Below are 20,157 nucleotides of genomic sequence, written 5' to 3'. Positions count from 1 at the left end.
TCTCCGCTGAAGCCGGGGGAAACACTGGAATCTTCTTGTTTTAATAAAAAAAATTTGAGACAATAAGTGCATGTTGTTAGACGGGTGCCCGCAAGGTAAAATAAATTGAACTTAAGTGTTTTGAAAAGAGGATAATCAATGAATAAACAATCCATTTATGGATTAACTTTGGAACAAATGTCGTCATGGCTCGTGGAGCATGGTCATAAGAAATCCCGCGCGTCCCGGATATGGGACTCTCTGTACCGCCAGCGGGTTACAGATTTTGCGGAAATGACTGAGGTGAACGGCGAGACGGTGCAGCTGCTGTCAGAGCATTTTGTCTTTCAAACGATGGACGAGCATGTGAAGCAGGAGTCGGCGGACGGCACCATCAAGTTTCTGTTCCGCCTGAAGGACGGCAACCTGATCGAAACGGTACTGATGCGGCAGAAGTACGGTTTGTCCGTCTGCGTCACCACGCAGGTTGGCTGCAACATCGGCTGCAGTTTTTGTGCAAGCGGATTGCTGGCGAAGAGCCGCGATCTGTCCAGCGGAGAGATTGTGGAGCAGATAATGAAGGTGCAGCATCATCTGGACCGGGCAGGTCTGGGTCAAAGGGTCAGCCATGTGGTGGTGATGGGGATCGGCGAGCCGTTTGATAATTTTACGAACCTGCTCAATTTCCTGACCATTATCAAGAGTCACAAGGGACTGGCGATTGCCGGCAAGGGCATCACGGTGTCTACAAGCGGTCTGGCTGACAAAATCAGAGAATTCGCTGATGCCAATATGCAGGTCAACCTGGCCATTTCTTTACATGCGCCGAACAATGAGCTGCGGACACGGATTATGAAGATCAACCGGGCCATTCCTATTGAGAAGTTAATGCCCGCTATTGATTACTATCTGGAGAAAACCAACCGGAGAATTACGCTGGAGTACATTCTGCTCAAGGATATCAATGACCAGCAGGAGCATGCCCTGGAGCTGGCCGAGCTGATCGGAGACCGCCGCCAGATGGTTAACGTGAACCTGATTCCGTACAATCCTGTAGATGAGCATAGCCAATACCAGCGGAGCGAGCGTGAATCCGTGAGGGCTTTCTTTGATACGCTCAAAAAGCAGGGCGTCAGCGTAAGCACCCGGCTGGAGCACGGCGTAGATATCGACGCCGCCTGCGGTCAGCTGCGCAGTAAGCAGATCAAGAAAGCCAAAGGTGCCGCTGCTGAGAGCGGCGTGGCCGCCGGGTAACCCGGGCAGCCTGCTGGAAGCAGTGATGGGATGGAACAACGGCAGAGATGCCGTTAATGCAGCACCCGTAGTATGGCGTTACAAAAGTGCGGTGCCCCGTGTTCACTTGCGGGGCACCGCTTTTTGGATTAACCCGCTGACATTATGTTTTGTGGGATCGCCCATTCAAACGTCAGGTATAAAAGACGCGGCAATGCCCGAAGCTTATGAGGACACCGGAAGCCAGTGTGGCTGTCTGAGCATCAATCCCTGATTCTTACAGTCTTTTACAAAAATCAATAGATGTATTTGACCTGTACTTGTTATAATACTAGCGTACCATCCGGAAGAATCCGCGAGAATCCAGCGTTTTCCTGGTGATTTGGTCTGCAGCAAGTAACTGAGGGAGCCTCTGCCATGGATTGTATGATACAATAGCCAGATGACTGATGAAAAGAGGAATGCGAAATGTTGACATTTACAAGCTACACCGTGGAGAACATAAGAGATCCATTTAATATTTTAAGCGGAAAGCGGTACGAGTTCGTTATTAATCTGGAAGTGCCTGAGGATGATGAGCTGTACGAAGAGAATGGATTATCCGCACGGGCCATCGTGAAGGTGGAGGAAGAGCAGCTCAGCATCGTCAGCTACGATCTGCTGGAGACCACAACCGGCCGGATTCTTGATTTTGATATGGAAGAGGACGAGGAAGCAGCCTTGGTCTTGTTCTGCAAAGAGCACCTGCCAGCTTAAGACGGAGTGGACAACAAGCTCCGCCGGTTAGATAACGAACCAACAGACCGCACCCCTTTCGGAGGGGACGGTCTATTTGTCATACACGTTTTGCCCTACAGACACCCGCGTACATAATAGTGAATTTGTTTGTTCCACCAAGGCCAGTCATGATCGACATCATGCCCCCAATAATCAATCTGTGCCGCAATACCTTTGTGCTGGAGCAGATCCTGGAGCAGGCGCGTCTCATGAAGCATCTCGTCTTCATAGGCGCCTTGTCCGACACAGAGGATGATCCGGCTGGCGCGGTAAGCACTCAGGTAATGTTCATCGGTCAGGCCCGGCAGGTAATGCAGCGGCGAGTTCAGGTAGACGGTCTCGCTCATATAATCACCAAAGAAGTAATGGGTGGAGTAGACGCCGCTGAGGGCGATTAGTGTATCGAAAACGTGAGGATGCCGGAAAAAGAAGCTGGCACTGTAGTACGCGCCCATGGAGCAGCCGGAGACGAGGATCTTTTGGTCGCTGCCGCCGTTGCTTGCCTTGCTGGACTGGAGGATTCGGGGAATCAGCTCCTGCGTGATGTATTTGTCGTACTGCTCATGGCGCTGCACCTTGTCCTCATGGTTCCAGTCGCCCGAGAAGAAGGTCTCCTCATCCAGGGTGTCGCAGGCCCAGATCTGCAGCTTACCCGCATCGATGAACTCCGCAAGGGTCTGAATCATGCCGGAATCCTCATACTGATAGAACCGCCCCAGTGAAGTCGGGAAGACCAGCATCGGTTTCCCGGCATGGCCGTACACTTTGTATTCCATATCTCTGTGAAGGTGCCTGCTGTATTCTTTATGGTAGCTTATCCTCATGCATCAACACATCCTATCCCTCTTCAACTTGTTGAATATAGCCCACGATGTCTCTGACTTCTCCCAGATCCGCAGAACGGAATTGATAGGCGCTGTTCCCCATGGCCCGGCTGAACACTTCTTCAATCTCCGCATAATGGACAATCTTGTCGCCAAAGGTACGGTAAATGTCCTCATGGCTGTGAACGTAATGCTTGTGCCGCTTACGGCTGGCATAGCCGGTATAATATTTGCCTTCAAAAGGGCCGGCCACCTCATTGTGAACAATCATGCGCGCCCATTCTTCATACACATCCACATCATATGAATAGTTAATCGCATCGGTCATCCATGCTCCTGGCGGCCGCATATTCACCTCAAGGGCAATGATCCGGCCATCTTTGTTCGACTTGAACAATTCGATATGGAAGAAGCGCTCTCTGATATCAAAAGCCTGAAGGATGTTTTTTCCCGCAAGCTCAACCTCGGGACTAATCTCCTTTAGACAGAAATAGTAGAGGTGATTGTCCGTATTGACGACATCCATCACGCTGTTCTCGAACAGGTGGCTGACTGCGAACCGCACGTTGCCGTCGATATCGACCAGCCCGTCATAGGTCAGAATAACGCCGTCAATGAACTCTTCAATAATAAAAGCCACATCATCCGGCTTGGTGTCAAAAAACTGCTGCAGCTCGGCCTCGTTATTGATCTTATAGGTCATGCTGGCCCCGGAGCCCAGGTCTGGCTTCACCACAAGCGGAAAGCCGGTGCCGCGGATGAAGTCATCCACACTGTCGCGGGTGGTTCCGGTGGAGAACTGCACGGTGCTTACCCCGCTTTTGCGGAAAAACTCTTTCATTTTGGATTTCTGTTTCAGGTTGTAGACAAAATCAGTCTTGGTGCCGTAAATGTTAAAATCCGTGCGGATCGCGGCATCCTGCTCCAGCCAGTATTCATTCAGGGATTCGAAGCGGTCGATTTTGCCGTAACGATGGGTGAAATAACCCACAGCCCGTAAAATATCGTCATAATTTTCCAGACTGCTCACCTTGTAATACTCGGTCAATGCCGACTTCAGCTTGTCCTCCAGCTGGTCATATTCGGCATCACCGATCCCAAGCACCGTGGCTCCCTGCTGCTGAAGGTGGCTGCAGAAATCGGCGCTGTTCCTCGGGAAATGAGGCGAAAAGAAAATAAAGTTCAAGCGGACCAGCCCCTTCGGAAATATGGTATATTTCTGCGTTCTAATTCCGACTTATATTGTATGATTAATTCAATCTACCAGCTTCGGCCTCTTCCGTCAATCCTTTCGCCCCGGCGCTGCGCTGCGTCAATTTTTGATTCAGTCTGGCCAGCAGTCCGCTGAAGGTATGGCAGTCCTCCGCAGACCAATCTTCAAAGATCTCCCCATACCGCTCCAGACGGATGTTCCGCGCTTCCTCCAGCTTACGTGTGCCAAGTGGGGTGATCTCAAAATAACTCGATCTTCCGTCCATCGGGTCGGGTACCCGCACGGCATAGCCTTTGCTTTCGAGTACACTGGTCTGTCTGCTGATCGTGGAGGTGTCGAGTCCGAACTCTTCGGCCAGTGCCTTTACCCCTATCTTCTTGTGGTGGGCCAAATGGTAGAGCAGCGTATATGTCGAGCGGTCCAGCCCCCCATGTTTCTTGTCGAGAGAGGAACGGCGGATGAGTGTCATCAGCTCATTGTTAAGGGACTCCAGGTTTTTTTCATCCATACGATAGCTTCCTTCCTTTACGGATTACTTTTCTCCATTATTATAGTGAACATACCAGACCATAAGCAAAAGCCGCACCTATTTATGAAAAAGGAATGAAATAAGTCATATTGACTTTCATGAATGTAGTTGTATAATACACATATAACTTTTTTAATTGTATCATACACCTATATGTCGGGGAAGCCAGACTTCCTTTAGTGTATTGTGCTTCACGGAGGAGAGAACCTATTGAAGACTCAAACTATTCGTAATTCATCCTTTTGGTTGATTATTTTAGCTATTTTTTTCGGAAATTTCATGGCGATCCTGAGTACGACCACCATTAACGTAGCGTTTCCGGTATTTATGAAGGACTTTCATGCGGAGATTGGGACCGTGCAGTGGATGATTACAGGTTATCTGCTCGCTACGGGTGTAATCGCGCCGGTGGTGGGCTATTTCGGTGATAAATGGAGTTACAAATATCTGTATGTGTTCGCATTATCGGGATTTACCCTATTCTCCGGACTATGCATGATTGCCTGGAGCATTCACTCGCTCGTAACCTTCCGTATTCTGCAGGGGGTGTTCGGCGGGCTAATCATTCCTACTACAATGACCATGATCTATCAATTCATCGAAAAGGAAAAGCAGGCGTTCGCAATGAGCCTATGGAGCTTGTCCTCCATGCTGGCACCTGCCTTTGGCCCGACACTAGGGGGATGGCTGACCGGATATTTTGGCTGGGAATCGCTATTTATGATCAATGTGCCGATCGGGATTATTGCGATTGTGGTTGCACTCAAGTGCTTGCCGTTTCAGCGAACCGCCGGTGAGAGAAAGACCTTTGATCTGCCGGGTTTTGTAACGGTTATTCTTAGCAGTGCGTTCATTATTCTGGCTTTTAATAAAGGGAATGCCTGGGGCTGGACCTCCTGGAAGACGCTGTCCCTGCTGATTATCGGAGTTATAGCGTTAACTTATTTCATCCGCAGAGAGCTCGCTTTGACAGAGCCGCTGCTGAATCTTAAGGTATTCCGGCAAAACCGGTTCACGTACAGCCTGATGATCAACTGTATCATTACCGTTGCCCTGTATTCCGGGACGTTCCTGATTCCCGTCTTTCTGCAGGACATTCAGCAGGCTACTCCGCTCGCAACAGCACTGGTCCTGCTGCCGGGTTCCATTGCCATGGCGGTCATGTCGCCGATTGTCGGCAAGCTCTACAGCAAGACCGGGCCGTTCTGGCTGATTCTTGGCGGTATCCTGCTGCTGGTCGCCTCAACCTGGGAGCTCAGCCATATCACACTCGCCACTACCCATGTTCAGCTGGCTTGGCTGATGGCGGTGCGCAATGTCGGGATTGCTCTGGCCTTCATGCCGGTTACGAATGCCGGAATGTCTTCCGTGCCGAAACAGATCACCGGTCATGCTTCTTCTGTTACCAACTGGGTACGGCAAGCCACCGGGGCGCTGTCCATCGCGGTCTTCAGCTCGCTGCTGGCTTCGCGGGCCTTGACGCACCAGAAGGAGCTTAGCGGCGGAACCTCAGCTGCGGGCGGCTTCATCAAGGCCCAGGGGATGACGCTGGGCGTACAGGATGTATTCCTCATCGCAACCGTCATCGGGATTCTCGCAATTCCCTTGACCTTCCTGCTCAGAACCGGAACAGCCAAACCGAAGGCTGCTGTACTGAAGGCAGCTTCCGTCAAGCAGGAGGCGAACAGCTAAGCGCTGCGTGCCGCTGGAGACCAAAGGCTGACTAATCCAACACCAAACCGCCCCAGCAGGTTCTTAACAGACCTGCTGGGGCGGTTTAGTTATACCTGAATAGATGGAGAGCAGTCTACTGCAAGCTGATCTGATAATCCTTTTTCAGATATGAACGGATTCTCTGGAAATCTGCTGCGGTCAGGTCAGTCAGCCGTTTGCTGCGCTCCCGTCCCAGAATGATGCCGATGGTCTGAGCAGCCAGTGCAGTGGTGGGCATGATCCTTGCGCTGCCGTAGGCTTTGATGCTTGCACCGACATTTTTCCCGGCTACAAGTACATTGTCATAGGATTTCAGTTCAAAGGCACGCAGCGGCAGCCCGTAACGGTCCGGCTTGCCAAAGCCGATTCCGGTGGGAATCCTCCGGGTCCCTTGCAAATCGATGGGGTACCCGCCAATGCTCACATCGTCCCAAAACATCCGGCTGGACATTAGATCCGTGTAACCCAGCACGTATTTGGTCTCATAGCGGTTATAGTCACGGATGTAGAGGTACTCCGGAAACCCGTTCAGTTCAGCGTTAGCAAACCCGGGGATATTTTTGCGCAGGAAGTTTAGAATAGAAGGGGCTTCGGCTTTGCCCTTCTGTACCGCCGCCGCCACAGATTTAGGGTCGGAAGGATTTACATCGTAAATCAGCAGGGCATTGATGATGACCTGGCCATTTTTTTGATAGGTGGCATTTAGCCCGCGCAACTTAAGCTGCTTGTCCTTGGTGGAATATGTATTGGTGATCTTGCTGAATCCGGTGGCGAAGTGCAAATCTACGTAGGTATTGGGTCCATATTTCTTGCGCACATTCGTTAGCGGATAATTCTCAAGAATGGACTGATGCAGCTGGTTCCAATCCACATTTTTGAAATTGAGCATATATGTAGCGGCCATGTAATCAGGCTTCTTACCGTGATCAATGGTCTCCATTCCCGGAATCCGGGCTTCCTTCAGATGTCCGCTCAGAGCGCTGTAATCGGTATTTTCTACCCAGTATCGGGACTTGATCGTAATCGGAGCTTCGTTCTTAACGTGATAGGTTAGGGTACTCAGCGTCTTTCCGCTACCCGCCGCCTTCGTGTCAACACGGTCCAGAACAACCCCGCTCTCCAGCGGAATGCCTTGCATAATCTTGTTGTAGTACTTTTGGAAATCGGCTTCCTTCAGGATGGTTCCTGCCTTGTAGCCATTAAAGAGACTTTTGATCTGACCTTGTACGAGGCTTCTGTGCTTGTTGTCGTTCACATCATCGAGAAAAAACATTTGCCCTTGAATTAATTCACCGCCCGGTTTGCTGCGGGGATCAAGCATCAGCACTTTCAGGCCGGCCTTGACGGCTTCCTTGGCGAGCAGTGCGCCTTGAATTTCGCTTCCAATGACAACGACATCATAGCTTGAAGAGGCCATGGAAGGGATAATCGACTTCGCTGCCGCCGTTGTAATCGGGTTTGATCCCGACAGCAGAATCAGAGCAGCGGCCAGACAGCTTGTAAAACGAAGGAATTTTGGGGAATGCATGAACATGGACTTCTTGTGCTCCTGACTGTGTATGAGATTTAATATCATTATTGTAAATCACTTTTGGATAATTATACTAGGGTGGATATGCGGCAATTTGCTGCGGAAGTGCTTTCTTTTCGCATGTTGGCCGATTATGGGGTAGAATACAATAAAGCGAGTAAAAATAGGAGTTGTATACATGTCGAATGAAGAAGTGTTTTTGACGAAAGAAGGTCTGGCTAAGCTGGAGGAAGAGCTCAAGGAGCTCAAGGGAGCAGGGCGCAAGGAGCTCGCGGCCCGGCTTAAGCTGGCCATAAGCTACGGGGATCTCAAGGAGAACAGTGAGTACCACTCTGCCAAAGAAGATCAATCCTTCATGGAGACCCGCATCATGATTCTGGAGAAAATGCTGATCAAAGCGCAGATTGTAGACTCCAGCAACATGGATCTGAGTACAGTCAGCGTAGGCTGCATCGTCATTCTGAATGATGTGGAATACTCCGAAAAGATCGAATATAGAGTGGTCGGTCCGGCTGAAGCCGATGTGCTGGACAACAAGATTTCGTACGAAAGCCCGCTAGGCAAAGAACTGCTCGGCAAAAAAGTAGGCGACATCATCAGCGTGAACGCACCAATGGGCATTATCAAATATGAACTGCTGGAGATCAAAATGCTGTAAGCTGCGGCTCCTGCACGTTAAATCCCTGCCCCCCTTATCATTAGGGGCAGGGATTTTTTTGGTTTGGCCAGGGTAACCCGGCTTAGATTAGGGTGTGGCCGCCTTCCACATGAAGCACCGTGCCTGTAACGAAGCCGTTACGTATCAGATAGAGCACGCCTTCGGCAACGTCTGAGGCTGTGCCTACGCGCTGCACAGGCAGCTTGGCTGCGGTGCTGCTATAAAAAGCACTGCGGGCCTCTTCCGCCATGCCTGCGCGGGAAGGGGTATCGATGATGCCCGGTGAGACGGTGTTCACCCGCAGCGGGGCAAGCTCCAGCGCGAGGGTCTGCCCCAGATTGGCTACGGCTGCATTCACTGCGCCGAGCACGGAGGACCCGGCCATGGCCTTGAAGGCAACGACGCCGGAGAACAGAGTAATGGAACCATGGGGGTTCAGGTTCGGCGCACCGTATTTGGCGGCATAGTATTGGCCCCAGAACTTATTGTCCATCAGCTGGCGTGAAGCACTGGTGGCTGTAGTGAGGAACGGGCCCCCTTTGGTTTCGGCTGCGGTGACCACCAGATGGTCAAAGGCTCCCAGCTCTGCGAATAAGCAGCGTACCTGATCCTCGTCCGTAACATCCAGCGTATAGGTAATTGCTTTTGCGTCAGGTCCAAGTGCTGCTTTGGCCTGCTCCAGCTTCTCTGCGGAGCGGCTGGCCAGAACAACCTCCGCACCTTCTGCAGCAGCAAGCTTTGCCGTTGCCAGACCGATTCCTGAGCTGCCTCCGATAATAACTATTTTCTGTCCTGTTAACATAATGATTCCTCCTCTGAATTGAAACTGCCTTGTGAGGAGAGTATATTCCTTATACTTCCTTTAGGGAAGTAGTTACATTCTGTACATACAGTTACCGTAAAGATAGTATTGTGCCAATGCTGAGCTGCCGGGGATAAACTTTTTTTGGGGAACAGTCTGCTTAGAGGGCAAGACCGTATCTTTTCAGCTCAATAAAAATGCCTTCCAGTTGTTCGCCCTTCTTCGTCAGGGTATATTCTACGCGGGGGGGCACCTCGGGATATACGGTGCGCATAAGAATGCCGTGGTTCTCCAGCTCACGCAGCCGCAGCGCGAGTGTCTTCGGGCTGATCCCTTCCAGAGAACGCAGCAGATCACTGAAGCGCATGGTGCCGCCAATCAGCAGATCACGAATAATCAGGAATGTCCATTTGGTTCCGATGACATCCAGCGTTTTGGCGATGGGACAAGGTTCGCCGGGGGTTCCTTTGGTCAGAATGACCGGTTCGGTGAAGTCCATTTCAGTCAACCTCCTGTGGTGATCATGATTTATGCTAATCATACCACAATAGTATCCTTTGGGAAGTTAAGACGTTCATAGGCTTTTACTATTAAGCATATTGCTTCCATGTCTTAGACGGCATCCGCCGGGGAGGGGTATAGTAAGAGTAACTTTTTTAGCAGAGGAGTCCTCGCAATTGATTCAACAGGTGTTGTCCACTCTGGTCGAGGTGATTGTCCCGTTATCCATCCCGGTCCTATCGGGTGCGCTGCTTGGACGGTTCAAGAACCTGGATACCAAGCCGCTGTTAATGCTGTATCTGTATTTCCTGAGTCCGGCAATCATTCTGGATACGCTCGCTACAGCCAAGATTTCCTTCGATGATGTGTACAAAACGCTTGCCTTCTCGCTGCTGAATCTGCTGGTGCTGTGGGCGCTGGCCCATCTGATTGGCAGAGTGCTGAGGCTGGCTGCGCCAGAGGCAGCCGGCCTGACCCTGATCTCCACCTTCACGAACAGTGTCAATTACGGCCTGCCGCTGGTGCTGCTGGCCTTCGGTCAGCTGGGGCTCGACAAGGCTTCGGTCTATGTCATCGCCCAGATGGTGATTGTGAACACGATCGGGGTGTATTTTGCGGCAAGATCACAGTTTTCTATCGGCAGTGCCATCCGCTCGGTATTCTCCCTGCCGGCGATCTATGCTGCGATTCTGGCTCTGCTGCTGCGGGCACTCGGCCTGCATATGCCGCATGAGATTGCTTCGGGGGTGTCGATGGTAGCCGGAGCCTATTCCCCGGTGGTGCTGGCCATACTGGGGGCCCAGATGGTCCGGGTACAGACTGGGGATATTGTACGCAATGTACAGCTGGCGTTCTGGACAGGGTTGTCGGTCCGTCTGCTGCTGGCCCCGCTGACCGCCGCGCTGCTGCTGTATCTGTTGAACATTTCGGGAACGCTGTTCGCTGTGCTGCTCATTCTCGCCTCCATGCCGGTTGCGGTCAACTCCGTGGTGCTGGCCGAACGCTTCGGCAGCTCGCCTGCGCTGGTGTCGCGCTGCATTCTCTGGACAACCCTGGCGTCCTTTCTCGTGCTCCCGATATTAATCTCTATCGTTGGCAATGCGTAAATTCCCTTCTTGAGGTTCTGGGGGATGCCGCCAAGTACCATGGCCGGAAACGCACCAAGCCCTCCTTTCAGTTGAGAAAGGAAGGCTTGGTGAATCGGGCTGGTTTCGAATTAAAAGTCAAAATGGTCTGGATCAGGGCCAATCCGCTGATCCCGGTTAAGCTGGTCAATCCGGTCCATGTCTCCGATGCTCAATTCGAAATCGAACACGGAGGCATTCTCGGTTATCCGGTGCGCCTTGGTGGATTTCGGAATGGTAACAATCCCGTGCTGCAGATCCCAGCGCAGAATCACTTGGGCTACAGATTTGCCGTGAGCTGCGGCGATCTCCGCAAGTACAGGCTGATCCAGCAATTGCCCCTGCATCAGGGGTGACCAGGCTTCAATCTGGATATCCTGCTCCTTGCAGAAGCTGCGCAGTGCCTGCTGGGACAAGTAGGGATGCAGCTCCACCTGATTGACCATCGGTTTGATCTCCGCATCCTTGAGCACATCCTCCAGATGATGAATCTGGAAGTTGCTGACCCCTATGGCTTTGACCCGTCCTGTCTTATACAAGGTTTCGAGCGCTCTCCAGGCCTCCTTGTATCTGCCCTTCACCGGCCAATGAATCAGATACAGATCGAGATAGTCCAGCCCCAGCTTCTCTAGACTAGCCTCGTAGGCGGCAAGCGTGGCTTCATACCCGAGATCGGCGTTCCACACCTTGGATGTGATGAACAGGTCTTCGCGGGCTAGCTTGTTCTCAGCCAGAGCCTCCGCAATAGCCTGACCCACGCCCCCCTCATTCTGATAGACGGCAGCGGTATCCACGCTCCGATAGCCGTGGGCAATGGCTGATTTCACTGCCTGAACCAGTTCTGCCCCTTCCTCCACTTGAAAAACTCCCAGCCCGAGCCAGGGCATATTCATTCCGCTGTGCAAGCGGGTCGTATCCTGTAAATGCTGTGCCATAATGAAAAAACCTCCTGAATGGATATAGTATGAGTACGGATGATCTCTCTAATCTACAGTGAGCTGATTGGCTATAAGCCGAATTAAGGTGAGTGGCAGTAGCAGTCAGGTACTCAAGCAATTAGGCTGCCTTGCTCAGAAGCTTACGCTCATCCCTGCTCTCCAGAGCACGGCTCCAAGCGGTAAGAATGACCGCGCCGAACACCATGAGGGACCCGACCCATGCGGTATGAATCAGTCCGATATGATCCGTGACGAGCCCTCCAAGATAGGCCCCAATGGCGATTCCTGCATTGAACGCGGCAATATTAACGGCCGAAGCAACATCCCGGGCGCTTGGGGCATACCGGTCGGCCAGCATCACCACAAAGACCTGCAGCCCGGGCACATTCATGAAGGCGAGCAGTCCCATGAAGAAAATGGTGATGAGGGCAGCAGCCTTAAAAGGAGCAGTAAAGGTAAGCACCAGCAGGACCACTGCCTGAAAGGCAAACATATAGAACAAAGCGTTCATCGGCTTGCGGTTGGCTGCTTTCCCTCCTATGATATTGCCGATGGCAATGGCTATACCGTAGACAAGGAGAATGACGGCAACCGTCTGTTCCTGAAAGCCGCTGATCTCATGCAGCAGAGGGGATAGATAGGTGAAGACGACGAAGGTGCCGCCGTAGCCAAGAGCTGTTATGGCAAAAGCCAGCAGCAGCCGTCCGTTCGTCACCAGCTTGACCTGGTCCCGCAGCGGGGTTCGCGTGCCCCTGCGCAGTCCGGAAGGAATAAGAATCAGGTTGGCAATCAGCGCGGCAATGCCAACTGCGGCAATGGCGATAAAGGCGGCCCGCCAGCCGAGCTGCTGCCCGAGGAATGTGCCCAGCGGCACTCCGGTTACGGTCGCTACCGTAAGCCCGGTGAACATGATGGAGATGGCGCTTGCCCTGCGGTCCTCGGTCACCAGATCGGCAGCGATCGTAGAGGCGATGGACATGAACAGGCCGTGCGACAGCGCGGAAATGACCCGGGCTACCAGCAGAACGGTAATACCGCCTGCAGTGGCCGCCAGGCTGTTGCCGGCAATGAAGAGCAGCATCAGCGCCAGCAGCAGGGTTTTGCGGGAGACGGCTGTGGTCAGTGAGGTCAGCACCGGCGCACCGAAGGTTACGCCCAGTGCGTACAGTGTTACGGTTAATCCGGCTGTCGTCACGGATATATGCAGGTCATCAGCGATGAGGGGCAGCAGCCCGACACTGATAAACTCGGTTGTTCCAATTGCGAAAGCGCTAATGGCTAGAGCCAGCAGTGCGAGAGTGCTTCTTTTTCGATCCAGGGACATGATATTCACTCCTACTATGGTAATCACCGGCCGGTAAGTGCTATTATGAATTACCATAGCGATTAAGGGTAGTACGTACTTTTTAGTAATATAGGTACCAAAAAGTAACTATAGACCAAACTTAGCGAATGCTTCCGAAGCCAGTTTGTACGAAGCTGTTCAGTAAAGTAATGCTAACAAACTCTCAGGAGGGCTGATCATGGCCAAAAAATATAATATATCGGTTGAAGCTACACTCGAGGTGATCGGAGGGAAGTGGAAGTGTGTTATCCTCTGCCATCTGACGCATGGTAAAATGCGGACCAGCGATTTGAAGCGTCATATGCCGAACATTACACAGAAAATGCTGACCCAGCAGCTTAGAGAACTGGAGCAGGACGGCATAGTGAACCGCATCAGCTACAACCAGGTACCGCCGAAGGTGGAATATGAGCTGAGCGATTACGGGCGGACGCTGCGGTCCATTCTGGATTCCTTATGCGCCTGGGGAGAGCAGCACATCATCAAGGAGTATGGGGATAAATTCACTGTGCTGGAGGACAATGTACTGAACCATAAGAAGACAGAAGCTCACACAGCTGTTGTAGAGTAAAAGAAAAGGGGCGGCTGCAACCTTTTAGCAGATGATCCGTCTGGAAGGAAGAAGAAGCCAATGGAGGCTTGCAAATCCAACTAAGAGGTGACCCGAATGAAGAAAAATACATTGAAGAAAATCACATTATCGGCAGCAGCCGTACTGACTTTGACTTTTGCCGGACAGAGCTTCGCCGCAGCTGCGATGTTCCAGGATCTCTCCAGCACACCGGCCAAGGATAAAATCGCCGAATTGCAGCAGCGAGGCGTGATCCACGGCGTAAGCGATACGCAATTCATGCCGAATGCGACAATTACAGCGGCCCAGGGAATTCAGATGTTCGTTAACGCCTTTGGTTTGAATATTGATCTGCTCAATTTCGTGAAGGCGCCCCAGGCTACCGACTATTTCGCTAATGCCCACAACGATGCCTGGTATGCAAATGCACTTATTATTGCAGCTAACAACGACATTGGTTTATCTCCTGATCTCAATCCTGCGAAGAACTGGACCCGTGAGGAGTTCACCCATCAGCTGATTCTGACGATTGAGAAGCACAGTAATCTTCCGATGATTAAAATCATGCCGGTAGACATTGCAGACCAGACGGAATTCACCAACGGCTTTGACGGCTCCATTCAACGCGCGCTGGCGCTGAAGATTGCTAGTCTGGACAGTACCGGCAAATTCCATCCTTCTGCCGGCATTACCCGCGCCGAAGCGGCTGAGATGATCTATAATGCATTGAAATATATTGATGCTCATCCGGCTCCGGCCGGTGGCCTCCCGGAGTAAGGCGGTTACCGCCTGTCAGTACGTCAACAGTAAAAACCGCAAGCCCCATGATAGGGAGCTTGCGGTTTTTGCTGCTGTATACAGGCAGCTGCCGCAGAATATACAGCGATGATAGGGCAGGGAATCCCCGATATTTGAACAAAAATGAAACTCCTATGAAAGACCGGGAATATTCATGAAAATACTTGAAATTTCACTTGTACGGAACGTAGTAGAGCGTGTAAGATATACGAAGGTTTTAAAAAAATAAGAACAACTCATATAATCTTGGGAATAGGGCCCATAAGTTTCTACCGGATAACCACTGCAATTATCCGACTATGAGTGATATAGCGCATCTAGGGTTCCGTTTTTTTGTGCCATGGCATAAAAGAAGCTGGTCCAAGCGATGCGGACACATGTATGTGTTACACCACTAAGGGACAAAAACCCAGACGGACAGATTCACTTGAGAGAAGCGCTCAAGGGGATCTGTCTTTTTTTATACAAGGAGAGGTTGGCTGCAATATGAAAATACTAGAAGAACGCATTAGGCAGGAAGGCCTCATTTTGTCGGATACGGTGCTTAAGGTGGACTCGTTTCTGAATCATCAGGTGGACACGCAGCTGGTGCTGCGAATTGGCGAGGAGTTCGGGCGAATCTTCGGAGACCAGCCGGTTACTAAGGTGCTGACCGTTGAAGCCAGCGGCATCCAGTTCGCCATGGCAACGGGAATTGCGCTGGGGGTTCCGTTCGTGTATGCCAAGAAAAATAAAGTCGTTACCCAGTCTGCGGAGGTCTATTCGGCCCCGGTCCATTCCTTCACAAGGCATGAGGATTACCGGATCAGCATTTCGCAGAAATACCTGGGTCCGGATGATAAGGTGCTGATTGTCGATGACTTTCTGGCTACGGGTGCGGCGCTTGTGGGGCTGGCGGATATTGTGAACGAATCGGGAGCGGAGCTGCTGGGTGTGGGCTGTGTAATCGAGAAAAGCTTCCAGGAAGGGCGCAGCCTGCTTGAAGAACGGGGCATTACTGTTCATTCTTTGGCGAGAATCTCGTCGATGTCTCCTGGGGAAATCCATTTCATAGATCACCATACAGAAGAAATCATTAAGGAGAGTGCAGGATGTTAAGCAAACAGAAAATATTTGCCTTGGGACTGCAGCATGTGCTGGCGATGTATGCCGGAGCTGTCATTGTGCCGCTTGTTGTCGGAGGGGCGCTGAATCTTAGTGGAACGCAAATGGCCTACCTGATCGCCGCGGATCTTTTCACTTGCGGGCTGGCTACACTGCTCCAGATTATCAGCAGCAAGCATTTCGGCAGCGGACTTCCGGTAGTGCTGGGCTGTACCTTTACGGCGGTAAGCCCGATCATTGCTATTGCTTCCGGTTCTAACCTGGCAACAGCCTATGGAGCGATCATCATCTCAGGGCTGTTCGTCGTTCTGGCAGCCCCTATATACGGGAAGCTGTTGAAGTTCTTCCCGACAGTAGTTACCGGTTCTGTGGTAACAATCATTGGCTTATCGCTGATTCCCGTTGCTATGAATAATGTGGCGGGTGGTCAGGGCAGCGCTGATTTTGGAGCGCCCCGTAATCTGCTGCTTGGCCTAATTACACTGCTGGTAATTCTGGCAGTGAACCGGTTCACGACAGGCTTCCTTCGATCGGTATCAGTCTTGGCCGGACTCGTGGCCGGAACCGTGATCGGCTATGCCATGGGTCTCGTTCACTTCTCCACTGTGGGCAGCGCATCATGGGTCAGCATTGCCCGCCCGTTCTATTTTGGATGGCCTGAATTCAGCATTACCGCAATCTTAACGATGATTATTGTCAACATCGTGTCCATGGTTGAATCGACTGGCGTGTATTTCGCCGTAGGCAAAGCCATAGACCAGCAAGTGGAGCAAAAGCAAGTCGTAAACGGTCTGCGCTCCGAAGGCCTGGCCATCATGCTGGGCGGCCTGTTCAATGCCTTCCCGTATACGGCGTTTTCCCAGAACGTGGGCCTTTTGTCACTGACCCGCGTCAAGACGCGAAATGTTATTTTTGCAGCCGGCGGGATTATGGTCGTCCTTGGACTGCTTCCGAAGCTGGCGGCGTTGACCACCGTCGTGCCGAATGCGGTGCTCGGCGGGGCTATGATTGTTATGTTCGGCTCGGTGGCCGCGTCCGGGATGTCCATCCTCTCCGAAGTCGATTTGCGTAAGGACGGGAATCTCTTGATTGCTGCGTGCAGTATTGCTGTGGGCCTGGGCTCGGCAGTTCTGCCATCCATGTTCGACCAGCTTCCTGAATTCGCTAGAATGCTGCTCCAGAATGGGATTGTTTCCGGCTCATTGACTGCCATTATTCTGAATATCTTCCTGTCCAAAACGCAAGAGAGCGCAGCCCAGGCTGCCGCAGCACCTGAGGTAAAGTAAAATATTCCAAGTTCTCAATTCTAAAAAGATTGTCTGCCGATTCCGAAATATAATGGAATCGGCTTTTTTACTTTAAACACTAAAGTGTTCCAAGGTATAATTTATCCCGAATGGAAGGGGGGAGAACATGAAGAAATACCGGCTTAGTATCACGGGCAGCCTGCTGCTGGTCCTTATCCTTCCGCTGTTCTCGGTCTTTCAACTGGTTACGCATTCACAGAATAAGCCGGTATTGCGCCATGGGGTCATGGATCTGCGGGATTGGAACTTTGAAGAGGATGGTGTGGTCAAGCTTAACGGGGAGTGGGAGTTCTATCGCAATACGCTGCTTGGCCCCGGTGACTTCCTGCCTGAGAGGGCTGCCCAGCCTGTTGTTTCTACAATGATCAACGTTCCTGACAAATGGAACCTTTCTATTTCTGAGAGCGGTAAAAGTACCGCTAAAGGCTACGCTACATACCGGATGCAAGCTTGGATTAAGCCGGGGGAAGCTGTGGTGTACGGTCTTAGAACAAGCAATATCCGTACGGCCAGCAGAGTATTTCTGAACGGCCATGAGATTGGAAGCAGTGGCATCCCTTCTGACTCGGTCTCCTCTGGAAGACAGAATAACATTCCTTATATGGGTTTTGCTGCTGTGACAGGGGAGAGGCTGGAGATTATAGTCCAGGTGGCGAACTATAGCTATTCTTCGGGTGGAATTGTCCAGCCGATTGTCATCGGGGACCAGGTTTCGATTCTGAAGCACCGGGAATTTGCGCTGTTTGCGGACGGCGCTACACTGTTCAGCTTTTTGATCTTATCCGTATTTCTGCTGATGTTCTCCAGGGTCAGGCAAGGCCGGGGGATTATGCTATATCTGGGCTTGTTCTGTCTGGCGGCGTTTGTGTTCACTCTGACCCATGGAGAAAAGCTGATTGCTGCCGGCCTGCCCGGCCTCCCATATGAAGTGGTGTTAAAGCTGCAGCTTATCTCGTCCTCACTAGTTTACTATTACCTTCTCCGGTATGTTTGCCATTCCATCAACTATCCAATGCCGCAGGTTGTGATGAGAGCCTCTAAGCTGATTACATCCCTGCTGATGATTATTGCGTTAGTTGTACCTGCTTACTATTTCAGCTTCATGGAGCCCATGCTGCTTACCTGGGGGACAATCAGCATCAGCTTTGTGCTGTTTGTCATGGTTAAAGGCACCAAGCAAAACCCGGAAAACAGGTTCCTGATGATGGTCAGCATCGAGAGTCTCAGCGTGGTGATCGTGTATTATCTGCTCAGCTTAATCTCTCTGTCGCTCAGCTATTCGGTAATTTCCTACGAAATTGCTCTGTTCGGGTTCGTACAGGCGATAGTGATGACCCGGCAATATAAGTCTTCTTTTCTTGAGGTAGAACAGCTCTCCCGCCGTTTGGTGACACTGGATGGACTGAAGGATGATTTCATGGCTGACACCTCTTATGAGCTGCGTAAGCCACTGCAGAGCATCGTAAATATCGCCCAGACCCTGACTGAGGGTGCCGAAGGAGCGTTAAACCCGCAGCAAGAGGGGCAACTGTCCATGATTGTCTCAACAGGGAAACGGCTGACTTCATTAATCAATGATATGTCGGACTTCGCCAAGCTGAACAACGGGGATTTGTTTCTGAAGCGGCAGGCAGTAGATCTTCGCATGGTGGCATCCTCCGTCATGGAGGTAACCAGCCTTGTAAACGCGAGAAGGGGATTGACGTTCAGGCTGGAACTGCCGGAGCGGCTGCCGATGCTTCAGACCGATGAGCAGCGGCTTGCCCAGATACTATTTAATTTATTGGAAAATGCTGTTAATCTAACTTATAAAGGTGTGATAACACTCTCTGCTGAGGTTAAAGAAGAGTATATTGCCGTCACCGTAGCAGATACCGGTCAGGGAATTTCGCCTGAGCGTCTGCGGACCCTCTTTGGAAACTATGATCCCACAGCGAAGGCTGCAAAAAAAACCTACCATGATTTTGGTCTGGGTCTTAGCCTTACCCAGAAACTGGTGGAGCTGAATGGCGGAAGGATTGAAGCGCAGTCTGTACCCGGACAAGGCTCCGCTTTTACCCTTACGCTGCCGGTCCTAAAGGGGGAAACGGCCTTTACGGGTCAGGCTCCCCATGAGCTCACTGTTTGGGAGACAGCGTCGGCAGCGGATATGACGGTGAATCGTTCCGATCCGTCCATGGCAGGCGAATGCTGTTTCATTTTGATTGTGGAGAACGATCCCGTGAACCGGCAGGTGCTGGCTAATGCACTGCGTCTGGAGGAGCATACCGTCATCATAGCGGAGAGCGGGCCCGAGGCGCTCTTGAACATGCAGGACTATCCCGAACTGGACTTGATTATTACCAACTGGATTTTGCCGGAAATGCCGGGTGTGGTGTTCAGTAAGGCAATTCGTGAACGGTTTGTCCTATCTGAGCTGCCCATACTGGTGCTTATGGCCAGCAATCATCCGGAGGATATCCTGGCCGCCTTTGAGGCTGGCGCCAATGATTATCTCACTATACCGGTGGACCTTCATGAATTCAGGGCGCGTGTACGTACCCTGCTGGATATGCGCAAATCCATCCGCACTTCAGTACAGACGGAAATCGCCTTTTTGCAGGCGCAGATCAAGCCTCATTTTCTGTACAATGCCTTGAACGCGATTATCTCAGTGTGCCCTGACGATCCCGAGATGGCAACGGAGCTTCTGCTGGAGCTCAGCCAGTATCTGCGCCGCAGCTTCGACTTTCAGAACCGTGGACAGACCGTGCTAATTCAAAAAGAGCTGGAGCTGGTCAGGTCTTATTTGGCACTGGAGAAAGCGCGCTTCGATGAACGCCTGAACATCGTTTTCGATGTGCCGCAAGATATCATGGGGCTGGTGCCGCCGCTCAGCATACAGCCGATTGTGGAGAATGCCGTAAACCACGGACTGATGCAAAAAGAGTCCGGCGGAACCGTGACCTTGTCCATCCGTGAGCTTCCCCGGCAGCTGCTCGTTTCTGTAACGGATAATGGTATTGGGATGTCCCAGGAAAGAATCGCCGCTGTTCTGTCGGAAGAGCGTACCGAAGGCGGAATCGGCCTGCGGAACATTCAGCGGCGGCTGCTCAAGATGTATGGAACAGGCTTGACCGTTATAAGTGTACCCGGTCAGGGGACAACCATCTCTTATACTATACCGCTAGCGAACGCATCCCAAGAACATTAGGAAACCAGAGGTGATTT

General features: G+C 51.6%; 19 protein-coding genes and 1 riboswitch. Of the genes, 11 read left to right on the top strand and 8 right to left on the bottom strand.

The genetic code is table 11. From position 1 onward, the window contains the following. Nucleotides 1-138 precede the first annotated feature (138 nt). The 3 genes from rlmN (at nt 139) to ACTJKB_RS12765 (ending at nt 1,968) form a co-directional block, all read left to right on the top strand. Nucleotides 139-1,233 (top strand): 23S rRNA (adenine(2503)-C(2))-methyltransferase RlmN, encoded by a 1,095-nt coding sequence (gene rlmN / locus ACTJKB_RS12775; protein WP_440834403.1) that lies wholly within the window; start codon nt 139-141, stop codon nt 1,231-1,233. Next, nucleotides 1,199-1,486, top strand: coding sequence for a hypothetical protein (locus tag ACTJKB_RS12770; RefSeq protein WP_440834401.1), 288 nt, complete (start codon nt 1,199-1,201; stop codon nt 1,484-1,486). The genes rlmN and ACTJKB_RS12770 overlap by 35 nt, the downstream gene beginning before the upstream one ends. Nucleotides 1,487-1,680: 194 nt before the next feature. Next, nucleotides 1,681-1,968 carry a DUF6509 family protein gene (locus tag ACTJKB_RS12765; protein ID WP_440834399.1) on the top strand — a complete coding sequence of 96 codons (288 nt, stop codon included), beginning with the start codon at nt 1,681-1,683 and terminating at the stop codon, nt 1,966-1,968. 95 nt (nt 1,969-2,063) lie between these two features. On the opposite strand, the gene ACTJKB_RS12760 is transcribed toward ACTJKB_RS12765, so the two are convergent. From ACTJKB_RS12760 to ACTJKB_RS12750, 3 genes are all read right to left on the bottom strand, one after another. Continuing rightward, nucleotides 2,064-2,765: an esterase family protein gene (locus tag ACTJKB_RS12760; RefSeq protein ID WP_440834397.1), complete on the bottom strand. Its 702-nt coding sequence runs from the start codon at nt 2,763-2,765 to the stop codon at nt 2,064-2,066. Between the two features lie 61 nt (nt 2,766-2,826). Beyond that, on the bottom strand, nt 2,827-3,999 hold the full coding sequence (locus ACTJKB_RS12755) for an ATP-grasp domain-containing protein (protein ID WP_440834395.1): 1,173 nt from the start codon (nt 3,997-3,999) through the stop codon (nt 2,827-2,829). 64 nt (nt 4,000-4,063) lie between these two features. After that, nucleotides 4,064-4,534: a MarR family winged helix-turn-helix transcriptional regulator gene (locus ACTJKB_RS12750; RefSeq protein ID WP_440834393.1), complete on the bottom strand. Its 471-nt coding sequence runs from the start codon at nt 4,532-4,534 to the stop codon at nt 4,064-4,066. 231 nt (nt 4,535-4,765) lie between these two features. Here ACTJKB_RS12750 and ACTJKB_RS12745 point away from each other — a divergent pair, with 231 nt between their 5' ends. Then, nucleotides 4,766-6,247: an MDR family MFS transporter gene (locus ACTJKB_RS12745; RefSeq protein WP_440834391.1), complete on the top strand. Its 1,482-nt coding sequence runs from the start codon at nt 4,766-4,768 to the stop codon at nt 6,245-6,247. 115 nt (nt 6,248-6,362) lie between these two features. Here the strand turns inward: ACTJKB_RS12745 and ACTJKB_RS12740 are convergent, their stop codons facing one another. Further along, entirely contained in the window at nt 6,363-7,796 is a 1,434-nt protein-coding gene (locus ACTJKB_RS12740) for an FAD-dependent oxidoreductase (protein ID WP_440834389.1), read from the bottom strand. 181 nt (nt 7,797-7,977) lie between these two features. Between ACTJKB_RS12740 and greA the strand changes: the two genes are divergently transcribed. Continuing rightward, complete coding sequence (gene greA / locus ACTJKB_RS12735) at nt 7,978-8,457, top strand: transcription elongation factor GreA (RefSeq protein WP_074088393.1); 480 nt, start codon at nt 7,978-7,980, stop codon at nt 8,455-8,457. 82 nt (nt 8,458-8,539) lie between these two features. On the opposite strand, the gene ACTJKB_RS12730 is transcribed toward greA, so the two are convergent. Together ACTJKB_RS12730 and ACTJKB_RS12725 are read right to left on the bottom strand one after the other, a co-directional pair. Continuing rightward, nucleotides 8,540-9,259 (bottom strand): SDR family oxidoreductase, encoded by a 720-nt coding sequence (locus ACTJKB_RS12730; RefSeq protein WP_440834387.1) that lies wholly within the window; start codon nt 9,257-9,259, stop codon nt 8,540-8,542. A gap of 160 nt (nt 9,260-9,419) precedes the next feature. Further along, a complete protein-coding gene (locus tag ACTJKB_RS12725) occupies nt 9,420-9,758 on the bottom strand; it encodes a winged helix-turn-helix transcriptional regulator (protein WP_074088395.1) in 339 nt (112 codons plus the stop codon). Between the two features lie 178 nt (nt 9,759-9,936). On the opposite strand from ACTJKB_RS12725, the gene ACTJKB_RS12720 reads away from it, so the two are divergent. Beyond that, entirely contained in the window at nt 9,937-10,866 is a 930-nt protein-coding gene (locus tag ACTJKB_RS12720; protein WP_440834386.1) for an AEC family transporter, read from the top strand. 110 nt (nt 10,867-10,976) lie between these two features. On the opposite strand, the gene ACTJKB_RS12715 is transcribed toward ACTJKB_RS12720, so the two are convergent. Together ACTJKB_RS12715 and ACTJKB_RS12710 are read right to left on the bottom strand one after the other, a co-directional pair. Next, nucleotides 10,977-11,819, bottom strand: coding sequence for an aldo/keto reductase (locus ACTJKB_RS12715; RefSeq protein ID WP_440834385.1), 843 nt, complete (start codon nt 11,817-11,819; stop codon nt 10,977-10,979). A gap of 121 nt (nt 11,820-11,940) precedes the next feature. Beyond that, complete coding sequence (locus ACTJKB_RS12710) at nt 11,941-13,146, bottom strand: MFS transporter (protein ID WP_440834756.1); 1,206 nt, start codon at nt 13,144-13,146, stop codon at nt 11,941-11,943. Nucleotides 13,147-13,345: 199 nt separating this feature from the next. On the opposite strand from ACTJKB_RS12710, the gene ACTJKB_RS12705 reads away from it, so the two are divergent. The 5 genes from ACTJKB_RS12705 to ACTJKB_RS12685 all read left to right on the top strand — a co-directional run bounded on the left by ACTJKB_RS12705 (nt 13,346) and on the right by ACTJKB_RS12685 (nt 20,140). Next, nucleotides 13,346-13,738 carry a winged helix-turn-helix transcriptional regulator gene (locus tag ACTJKB_RS12705; RefSeq protein ID WP_440834384.1) on the top strand — a complete coding sequence of 131 codons (393 nt, stop codon included), beginning with the start codon at nt 13,346-13,348 and terminating at the stop codon, nt 13,736-13,738. 96 nt (nt 13,739-13,834) lie between these two features. Then, the gene (locus ACTJKB_RS12700) at nt 13,835-14,515 is read left to right on the top strand and encodes an S-layer homology domain-containing protein (RefSeq protein WP_440834382.1); all 681 of its coding nucleotides are present in this window, start codon (nt 13,835-13,837) and stop codon (nt 14,513-14,515) included. A gap of 237 nt (nt 14,516-14,752) precedes the next feature. Next, a riboswitch (purine riboswitch) is annotated at nt 14,753-14,856 on the top strand. 166 nt (nt 14,857-15,022) lie between these two features. Next, nucleotides 15,023-15,634: a xanthine phosphoribosyltransferase gene (locus tag ACTJKB_RS12695; protein ID WP_440834381.1), complete on the top strand. Its 612-nt coding sequence runs from the start codon at nt 15,023-15,025 to the stop codon at nt 15,632-15,634. Then, on the top strand, nt 15,628-16,926 hold the full coding sequence (locus tag ACTJKB_RS12690; RefSeq protein WP_440834380.1) for a nucleobase:cation symporter-2 family protein: 1,299 nt from the start codon (nt 15,628-15,630) through the stop codon (nt 16,924-16,926). The genes ACTJKB_RS12695 and ACTJKB_RS12690 overlap by 7 nt, the downstream gene beginning before the upstream one ends. 127 nt (nt 16,927-17,053) lie before the next feature. Beyond that, nucleotides 17,054-20,140 (top strand): ATP-binding protein, encoded by a 3,087-nt coding sequence (locus ACTJKB_RS12685; RefSeq protein WP_440834378.1) that lies wholly within the window; start codon nt 17,054-17,056, stop codon nt 20,138-20,140. The last annotated feature ends 17 nt before the right edge of the window (nt 20,141-20,157 follow it).

The organism is Paenibacillus sp. 22594 (assembly GCF_052044425.1).
Lineage (GTDB): Bacteria > Bacillota > Bacilli > Paenibacillales > Paenibacillaceae > Paenibacillus_AQ.
This window is presented reverse-complemented; position numbering and strand designations above follow the sequence as displayed.

Coding starts and splice junctions, on each gene's coding strand:
- ACTJKB_RS12750 (WP_440834393.1), bottom strand. CDS start 4,534: ATGGATGAAAAAAACCTGGAGTCCCTTAACAATGAGCTGATGACACTC.
- ACTJKB_RS12740 (WP_440834389.1), bottom strand. CDS start 7,796: ATGCATTCCCCAAAATTCCTTCGTTTTACAAGCTGTCTGGCCGCTGCT.
- ACTJKB_RS12705 (WP_440834384.1), top strand. CDS start 13,346: ATGGCCAAAAAATATAATATATCGGTTGAAGCTACACTCGAGGTGATC.
- ACTJKB_RS12685 (WP_440834378.1), top strand. CDS start 17,054: ATGAAGAAATACCGGCTTAGTATCACGGGCAGCCTGCTGCTGGTCCTT.
- greA (WP_074088393.1), top strand. CDS start 7,978: ATGTCGAATGAAGAAGTGTTTTTGACGAAAGAAGGTCTGGCTAAGCTG.
- ACTJKB_RS12715 (WP_440834385.1), bottom strand. CDS start 11,819: ATGGCACAGCATTTACAGGATACGACCCGCTTGCACAGCGGAATGAAT.
- ACTJKB_RS12695 (WP_440834381.1), top strand. CDS start 15,023: ATGAAAATACTAGAAGAACGCATTAGGCAGGAAGGCCTCATTTTGTCG.
- ACTJKB_RS12700 (WP_440834382.1), top strand. CDS start 13,835: ATGAAGAAAAATACATTGAAGAAAATCACATTATCGGCAGCAGCCGTA.
- ACTJKB_RS12725 (WP_074088395.1), bottom strand. CDS start 9,758: ATGGACTTCACCGAACCGGTCATTCTGACCAAAGGAACCCCCGGCGAA.
- ACTJKB_RS12760 (WP_440834397.1), bottom strand. CDS start 2,765: ATGGAATACAAAGTGTACGGCCATGCCGGGAAACCGATGCTGGTCTTC.
- ACTJKB_RS12710 (WP_440834756.1), bottom strand. CDS start 13,146: ATGTCCCTGGATCGAAAAAGAAGCACTCTCGCACTGCTGGCTCTAGCC.
- rlmN (WP_440834403.1), top strand. CDS start 139: ATGAATAAACAATCCATTTATGGATTAACTTTGGAACAAATGTCGTCA.
- ACTJKB_RS12730 (WP_440834387.1), bottom strand. CDS start 9,259: ATGTTAACAGGACAGAAAATAGTTATTATCGGAGGCAGCTCAGGAATC.
- ACTJKB_RS12690 (WP_440834380.1), top strand. CDS start 15,628: ATGTTAAGCAAACAGAAAATATTTGCCTTGGGACTGCAGCATGTGCTG.
- ACTJKB_RS12765 (WP_440834399.1), top strand. CDS start 1,681: ATGTTGACATTTACAAGCTACACCGTGGAGAACATAAGAGATCCATTT.